The sequence below is a fragment of the Roseomonas sp. 18066 genome, from assembly GCF_902706185.1.
Classification (GTDB): Bacteria; Pseudomonadota; Alphaproteobacteria; order Acetobacterales; family Acetobacteraceae; genus Pseudoroseomonas.
In genome coordinates, this window is record NZ_CACSJM010000020.1 from 48,799 (window position 1) to 55,525 (window position 6,727).

A 6,727-nucleotide genomic window follows, 5' to 3' on the forward strand; every position below is an offset into this window, starting at 1 on the left:
GCGGTCAGCCGGGGGCCAGCCGGCGGATGACGCCGGCATAGAGGCGGGCCAGCGCCCGCAGCTCCTCCACCGGCGTCGATTCATCGGCCTTGTGCATGGTCGTCCCCACCGCGCCGAGCTCGGCCACGGGACAGTAGCGGGTGATGAAGCGGGCGTCGGAAGTGCCGCCGCCGGTGTCGAGCTGCGGCGTCACCCCGGTCTCCGCCTGCGTCGCCGCGACCAGCGCGTCGACGAAGGGGCCGGGAGAGGTCAGAAAACTTTCGCCGGAGCAGACGGTGTCGAGCTCGTAGCGCGCCTCCTCCGCGTCCAGCGCGGCGCGCAGCAGGGCGATCAGCGAGGTCGAGGAATGCAAGTCGTTGAAGCGGATGTTCAGCTTCGCCCGCGCCGTGCCCGGGATGACATTCGTCGCCGGATTGCCGACATCGACGCTGGTCACCTGCAGGGTCGAGGGCTCGAACCACTCGCTGCCGGTATCGAGCGGCTGCGCGGTCAGCCGGTGCAGCACGCGGACCAGCCGGTGCACCGGGTTGTCGGCGCGCTGCGGATAGGCGGCATGGCCCTGCACCCCGTGCAGGGTGATGGCGGCATTGAGGCTGCCGCGACGGCCGATCTTGATGGTGTCGCCGAGCACCGCCTTGCTGGTCGGCTCGCCGACCACGCAGACATCCGGCACCTGGCCGTTCTCGGCCATCCAGCCCAGCACCTTCACCGTGCCGTCGACCGAGGGGCCTTCCTCGTCGCCGGTGATCAGCAGCGACAGGCTGCCGGGCAGGTCGCGCGGCAGGCTGGCGATGGCGGCGATCCAGGCGGCGATGCCGCCCTTCATGTCGGTGGCCCCGCGGCCCAGCAGCAGCCCGTCGCGGATCTCGGCGCCGAAGGGATCGGCGGTCCAGCCGGCCAGGTCGCCGGGCGGCACCACGTCGGTATGCCCGGCGAAGCAGAGATGCGGCGATCCCGTGCCGCGGCGGGCGAAGAGGTTCTCCACCTCCTCCCCCTCCGGGCCGAAGCGCAGCCGGGTGCAGGCGAAGCCCAGCGGCTGCAGCGCCGCCTCCAGCACCGCGAGCGCCCCCGCATCGGCGGGGGTGACGCTCGGGCACCGGATCAGCGCCTGCAGCAGCGGCACGGGGTCCATGGCGGCGTCAGTCCCGCAGCAGCTCGTTGATCGAGGTCTTGCTGCGGGTCTGCGCGTCGACGCGCTTGACGATGACGGCGCAGTAGAGGCTGGGGCCCGGCGTGCCGTCCGGCAGCGGTTTGCCCGGCAGGCTGCCCGGCACCACGACCGAATAGGCCGGCACCTGGCCGACGAAGACCTCGCCGGTCGCGCGGTCGATGATCTTGGTGGACGCGCCGAGGAAAACGCCCATGGCGAGAACGGCGCCATCACCCACGATGACGCCCTCGGCCACTTCCGAGCGGGCACCGATGAAGCAGTTGTCGCCGATCACCACCGGATTGGCCTGCAGCGGCTCCAGCACGCCGCCGATGCCGGCGCCGCCCGAGATATGGCAGTTCTTGCCGATCTGGGCGCAGGAGCCGACGGTGGCCCAGGTGTCGATCATGGTGTTGGTGTCGACGCGGGCGCCCAGGTTGACGAATGAGGGCATCAGCACCACGCCCGGCGCGATATAGGCCGAGCGGCGCACCACGGCGCCGGGAACGGCGCGGAAGCCGGCTTCCTTGAAGCGGTTCTCGCCCCAGCCGGCGAACTTCAGCGGCACCTTGTCGTAGTAGCCGCCTTCCATGACGGCGCTGTCCTCCAGGCGGAAGGACAGCAGCACCGCCTGCTTCAGCCACTGGTTGACCTTCCAGCCGCCCTGCCCGTCCGGCTCGGCGACCCGCGCCTGGCCCGAATCGAGCAGCTCGAGGGCGGTCTCCACCGCCTCCCGGTCAGCGCCCTTGGTGGCGGCGGAGAGCTCGGCGCGGCGCTCCCAGAGAGCCTCGATGGTGGCGGCAAGCGTCATGGCAGAAACCCCGATCAGCACGAAATCCGTCGCGCCGGTATCGGGGTCGCCCACAGCGCTGTCAACGCCGCGTGGTGCGGACCGGGCGCCGAGGCGCCCGGCCCTTCCGGTCAGGGCCGGATCAGCGTGCCGGCGCCGCCATCGGTGAACAGCTCGATCAGCACCGCATGCGGCACCCGGCCATCGACGATGACCGCGCCCTTCACCCCCTGCTCGATCGCATAGATGCAGGTCTCGATCTTCGGAATCATGCCGCCCGAGATCCAGCCGGCGGCGATGCCCGCGCGGGCCTCGGCCACCGTCATCTCCGGGATCAGCTTCTTGTCGGCATCCAGCACGCCGGGCACGTCGGTCAGCATCAGCAGCCGCGAGGCGCTGAGCGCGCCGGCGATGGCGCCCGCCGCCGTGTCGGCATTGATGTTGTAGGTCTGCCCATCGGCGCCGACCCCCACCGGGGCGACGACGGGGACGATATCGGCCGCGATCAGCAGCTCCAGCACCTGCGGGTCGACATGCTCGGGCTCGCCCACGAAGCCCAGGTCGAGCACCCGCTCGATGTTGCTGTCCGGGTCGCGGTAGGTGCGGGTCAGCTTGCGGGCGCGGATCAGCCCGCCATCCTTGCCGGAAATGCCCACCGAGATGGCGCCTGCCCGGGTGATGCAGTCGGCGACCTGCTTGTTGACGGTGCCGGACAGGACCATCTCGACCACGTCGACCACGGCGGCGTCGGTGACGCGCAGCCCGTTGACGAAGGTCGACTGGACGTTCAGCCGCTTCAGCATGGCGTTGATCTGCGGCCCGCCACCATGCACGACCACGGGGTTGACCCCCATCTGCTCGAGCAGCGCCATGTCGCGGCCGAAGCGGGCCGCGGCAGCTTCCTCGCCCATCGCGTGGCCGCCGTACTTCACGACGATGATCTGGTCATCATATCGCTTCAGGAAGGGCAGCGCGCCGGCGAGGATTTCCATCTGGTTACGCGCGTCGTCGGTCATGACCCTGGCTCTCGTCCGGTCCCGTGTGGCGCACAGGCCTTACGGGAAGCCGGGCGAGAGGGTCAAGGGGCGGGCCGATGACGGCCCTGCCCCCGGCGGCTCTGGTCAGGCCGGCAGGGCCAGCGCGGCGAGCTCGGCGCGGAGCTCGCCCATGCCGTCGCCGTTGCGGCTGCTGCTGGTGATCAGCAGCGGATGGGCGGCGGTGTTCTGGCGGATCAGCTCGCGCACCTCGTCCTGGCGCTTGGCCAGGGGCCCGGGCTTCACGTCATCGGCCTTGGTCAGCACGATCTGGAAGATCACGGCCGCATCGCTCAGCAGCTTCATGGCGGCGCGGTCGCTCGGCTTGGTCTCGATCCGCGCATCCATCAGCAGCACCACGCGGCGCAGGTTCGGCCGGCCGCGCAGGAAGTCGAACATCAGCCCCTGCCAGTCCTCCTTCACGCTCTTGGCGGCCTGGGCGTAGCCGTAGCCAGGCATGTCGACCAAGGCGAGGCGGTCGCCCAGGTTGAAGAAGTTCAGCTGCTTGGTGCGGCCCGGCGTGCCGGAGACGCGGGCCAGCGCGGTCTGGCCGGTCAGCGCATTGACCAGCGAGGACTTGCCGACATTGGAGCGGCCGCAGAAGGCCACCTCCGGAAGCTCCGAAGGTGGCAGTTGCTCCAGCTTCTGCGCCGCGTAGTAGAACTCGCAGGGACGGCAGAACAGCAGCCGCCCCTGCTCGATCAGCGCCGCGCGCGCCTCGTCGTCGAAGGCGTCCAGCAGGCCGCCGCTCATCCCTTGGCCTTCGCCGGCAGCTTGCCGGTCGCCTTCTCGCGCTTACGGGCCTCACGCTCGTGGCGCATGATATAGGCCTGCTGGGCGATCGAGAGCAGGTTGTTCCAGGACCAGTAGATCACCAGGCCGGCCGGGAAGCTCGCCAGCATGAAGGTGAAGATGATCGGCATGAAGGTGAACAGCTTGGCCTGGATCGGGTCGGCCGGCGCCGGGTTCAGCTTCTGCTGGAAGAACATGGTCAGGCCCATGATCAGCGCCCAGACCGGCATGTGTAGCATCGCCGGCGGATCCCACGGGATCAGGCCGAAGAGGGTGAACAGGTTGGTCGGGTCGGGCGCCGACAGGTCACGGATCCAGCCGAAGAACGGCGCATGCCGCATCTCGATGGTGACGAACAGCACCTTGTAGAGGGCGAAGAACACCGGGATCTGGATCAGCATGGGCAGGCAGCCCGAGGCCGGGTTGACCTTCTCCGTCCGGTACAGCGCCATCATCTCCGCCTGCGCCTTGGACGGATCGTCCTTATAGCGCTCGCGGATCTCGGTCATCTTCGGCGTCAGCACCTTCATGCGCGCCATCGACTTGTAGGCCTTGTTGGCCAACGGGAAGAAGGCGAGCTTCAGTGCAACCGTGAACAGCAGGATCGCCAGACCGAAATTGCCGAGCAGCTTGAACAGGTAGTCCAGCGCATAGAAGAACGGCTTGGTCATGAAGTAGAACCAGCCGAAGTCGATTGCCTTATCGAAATCGGTGACGCCCAGATTGTCGCGATAGGCGTCCAGCAGATGCACTTCCTTGGCGCCGGCGAACAGCCGGGTCGCCATCACGCCATTGCCGCCGGCACCGACCGACTGCGGGGCCGGCGTGGTGAAGTCCACCTGCCAGCGGTCCTGGCCGCTCTCGGCCACATGGCGCCAGGCGGTCTTCAGCGGCTGCGCCGCGTCGACCGGGCTGATCGCCGCCAGCCAGTACTTGTCGGTGAAGCCGGCCCAGCCACCGCTGGTCTCCTGGCTCAGCGCGACGCCGGCGGCCTTGGCGCCCTCGTCCTTGGCATGGCTGTAGGTCTGCTCGTTCAGGCGGCCGTTCAGCACGCCGACGAAGCCTTCATGCAGGATGTAGAAGCCGGCCACCTGCGGCGTGCGCTCGCGGCGGACGCGGGTCCAGGGCAGCACCTGCACCGCCTCGGCGCCGCTGTTCACCACCTTCTGCTCGACCTGGAACATGAAGTTCCGGTCGAGGCTGACGAGGATCTGGAAGGTCTGGCCCTGACCATTTTCCCAGGACAGCGTCACCGGGCTGTCGGGCCCGAGCGGGCCGCCGCTGGCGGTCCAGTCGGTCTCGCTGTCGGGGACGCGGGTGCGGCCATCGGCGGCCGACCAGCCCCACTGCGCGAAATACGGCTGCAGCTCTTCGCGGGGCGCGAACATACGCACCTGCGGCGAGCCGGGTGCCGTGGTCTCGCGGTAGTCCTTCAGCACCAGGTCGTCCAGCCGGGCGCCGCGCAGCAGCAGGCTGCCGGACAGGCGCGGGCTGTCGATCTGCAGGCGCTGCGGCGCCGCCCGGTTGGCCTGGGCGGCCACGGCGGCGTCGGTGCTGCCCGGATTGGCCGGGGTCACCGCCGCGCTCGGCGTCGCCGGGCTGGCAGGCGCCTGCTGGCTGACCGCGGCGGGGGCCGGCGCAGGCGGGGTGGTCTCGCGCTTCCAAAGGTCGAACGCCAGCAGGATGCCGATCGAAATCGCAATCGCGGCGAGGAGTCGCTTCTGGTCCATCGGATCCGTGCCGTCAGGCCTTGGTGTGGGCCACCGCACGAGGCGGCGGGCAGGGGGAGGACGCCGTCGGCGGCGCCTCGGAGGAATCTTGCGGCGCCGCCGCCGCTGGCACCGGGTCGTAGCCACCGGGGTGCCAGGGGTGGCAGCGCAGGATACGCCGCGCGGCGAGCCAGGAACCCCTGGCCGCGCCATGGTCGTCCAGCGCCTCGATCGCATAGGCGCTGCAATGCGGGTAGAAGCGGCAATGGCTGCCGATCACCCCGCGCAGGGTCAGCTGGTAGCCGCGCACTGCGCCCTTCAGCAGCCAGGCTGCCGGATCGGACCGGAAGCCGCGACGCAGCCGGTTCATGGCCCGGCGGGGCCGGCGGCGACCGCCAAGGGCCCCGGCACGGCATCGGCCGGCTCGGCCGCCGCCGGCGTTGCCTCCCGCCGCGGCTTGCCGCCCGGCAGGACGCCCGCCTGGCGCAGCGCGCCGCGCAGATCGGCCTGCAGCAGGTCGAAGGGCCGGCCGGCGGTGCCTTCGCGGCCGACCAGGACCAGGTCCCAGCCTTCCGGCGCGCCCTCGCCCAGCAGAAGCCGGGCGGCCTCGCGCAGGCGCCGCTTGGTGCGGTTGCGCACCACGGCATTGCCCAGCTTCTTGGTCGCGGTGAAGCCAACGCGCAGCGGCCCCGCCGTTCCCGGCAGGGCCTGCAACACCAGGCTCGGCCTTGCGGCGCGGCTACCCTTGCCGGCGACGCGAAGGAATTCGCGCCGCCGCTTCAGGCGAGGCGGCGAGGCCATGCAGCGCGCGATGCCGGCAACCGGGCCAGGCCGCAGCTCAGGCGGAGAGCTTCTTGCGGCCCTTGGAACGACGGTTGGCCAGGACATTGCGGCCACCCACCGTCTCCATGCGGGCGCGGAAACCATGCCGGCGCTTCCGGACGAGCTTGGACGGCTGATAAGTACGCTTCACGACGCGCTACTCCGTAAGATCGAGATCGGGACCGCGCCGCCTCCGAGTGAGGAACCGCCACGGCACAGGCCGGACCGCCTGCAAGCAGGTCCGGCGAAGGTGGCGACGTATAGGGAGCCGCCTCCCATCCCGTCAACCGCAGACGGCATGGTGGCGGCCTGGTCGTCGGTTTACGCCAGAAAACCTGGCGCGACAGGCGGTTTTCGCCCTTCCGGCCGCGCTCATGCCGCCCCATCTGTGCCCCGCCAGGCCGCTGCCCTCCCCTTCCCGGTCCCCTGC

Annotated in this window: 8 protein-coding genes; all 8 read right to left on the reverse strand. The window is 70.3% G+C overall.

Going from position 1 to position 6,727, the window contains the following annotated elements; translation table 11 throughout:
* Positions 1–4: 4 nt before the first annotated feature.
* The 8 genes from dapE to rpmH all read right to left on the reverse strand — a co-directional run bounded on the left by dapE (position 5) and on the right by rpmH (position 6,448).
* Positions 5–1,132 (reverse strand): succinyl-diaminopimelate desuccinylase, encoded by a 1,128-nt coding sequence (dapE, locus tag GVN67_RS06510; protein ID WP_159993992.1) that lies wholly within the window; start codon positions 1,130–1,132, stop codon positions 5–7.
* A gap of 7 nt (positions 1,133–1,139) precedes the next feature.
* Positions 1,140–1,961, reverse strand: a complete 822-nt coding sequence (gene dapD, locus GVN67_RS06515) for a 2,3,4,5-tetrahydropyridine-2,6-dicarboxylate N-succinyltransferase (protein WP_159994011.1) — start codon at positions 1,959–1,961, stop codon at positions 1,140–1,142.
* A gap of 110 nt (positions 1,962–2,071) precedes the next feature.
* Positions 2,072–2,956: an acetylglutamate kinase gene (argB, locus tag GVN67_RS06520; protein WP_159993994.1), complete on the reverse strand. Its 885-nt coding sequence runs from the start codon at positions 2,954–2,956 to the stop codon at positions 2,072–2,074.
* Positions 2,957–3,061: 105 nt separating this feature from the next.
* The gene (gene yihA, locus GVN67_RS06525; RefSeq protein ID WP_159993996.1) at positions 3,062–3,727 is read right to left on the reverse strand and encodes a ribosome biogenesis GTP-binding protein YihA/YsxC; all 666 of its coding nucleotides are present in this window, start codon (positions 3,725–3,727) and stop codon (positions 3,062–3,064) included.
* On the reverse strand, positions 3,724–5,496 hold the full coding sequence (yidC, locus tag GVN67_RS06530) for a membrane protein insertase YidC (RefSeq protein WP_159993998.1): 1,773 nt from the start codon (positions 5,494–5,496) through the stop codon (positions 3,724–3,726). Before yidC ends, yihA begins: the two co-directional genes overlap by 4 nt.
* A gap of 13 nt (positions 5,497–5,509) precedes the next feature.
* Positions 5,510–5,845, reverse strand: coding sequence for a membrane protein insertion efficiency factor YidD (gene yidD, locus GVN67_RS06535; RefSeq protein WP_159994000.1), 336 nt, complete (start codon positions 5,843–5,845; stop codon positions 5,510–5,512).
* Positions 5,842–6,276, reverse strand: coding sequence for a ribonuclease P protein component (rnpA, locus tag GVN67_RS06540; protein WP_235035001.1), 435 nt, complete (start codon positions 6,274–6,276; stop codon positions 5,842–5,844). Before rnpA ends, yidD begins: the two co-directional genes overlap by 4 nt.
* 37 nt (positions 6,277–6,313) lie before the next feature.
* The gene (gene rpmH, locus GVN67_RS06545; protein ID WP_159994002.1) at positions 6,314–6,448 is read right to left on the reverse strand and encodes a 50S ribosomal protein L34; all 135 of its coding nucleotides are present in this window, start codon (positions 6,446–6,448) and stop codon (positions 6,314–6,316) included.
* Positions 6,449–6,727 lie beyond the last annotated feature (279 nt).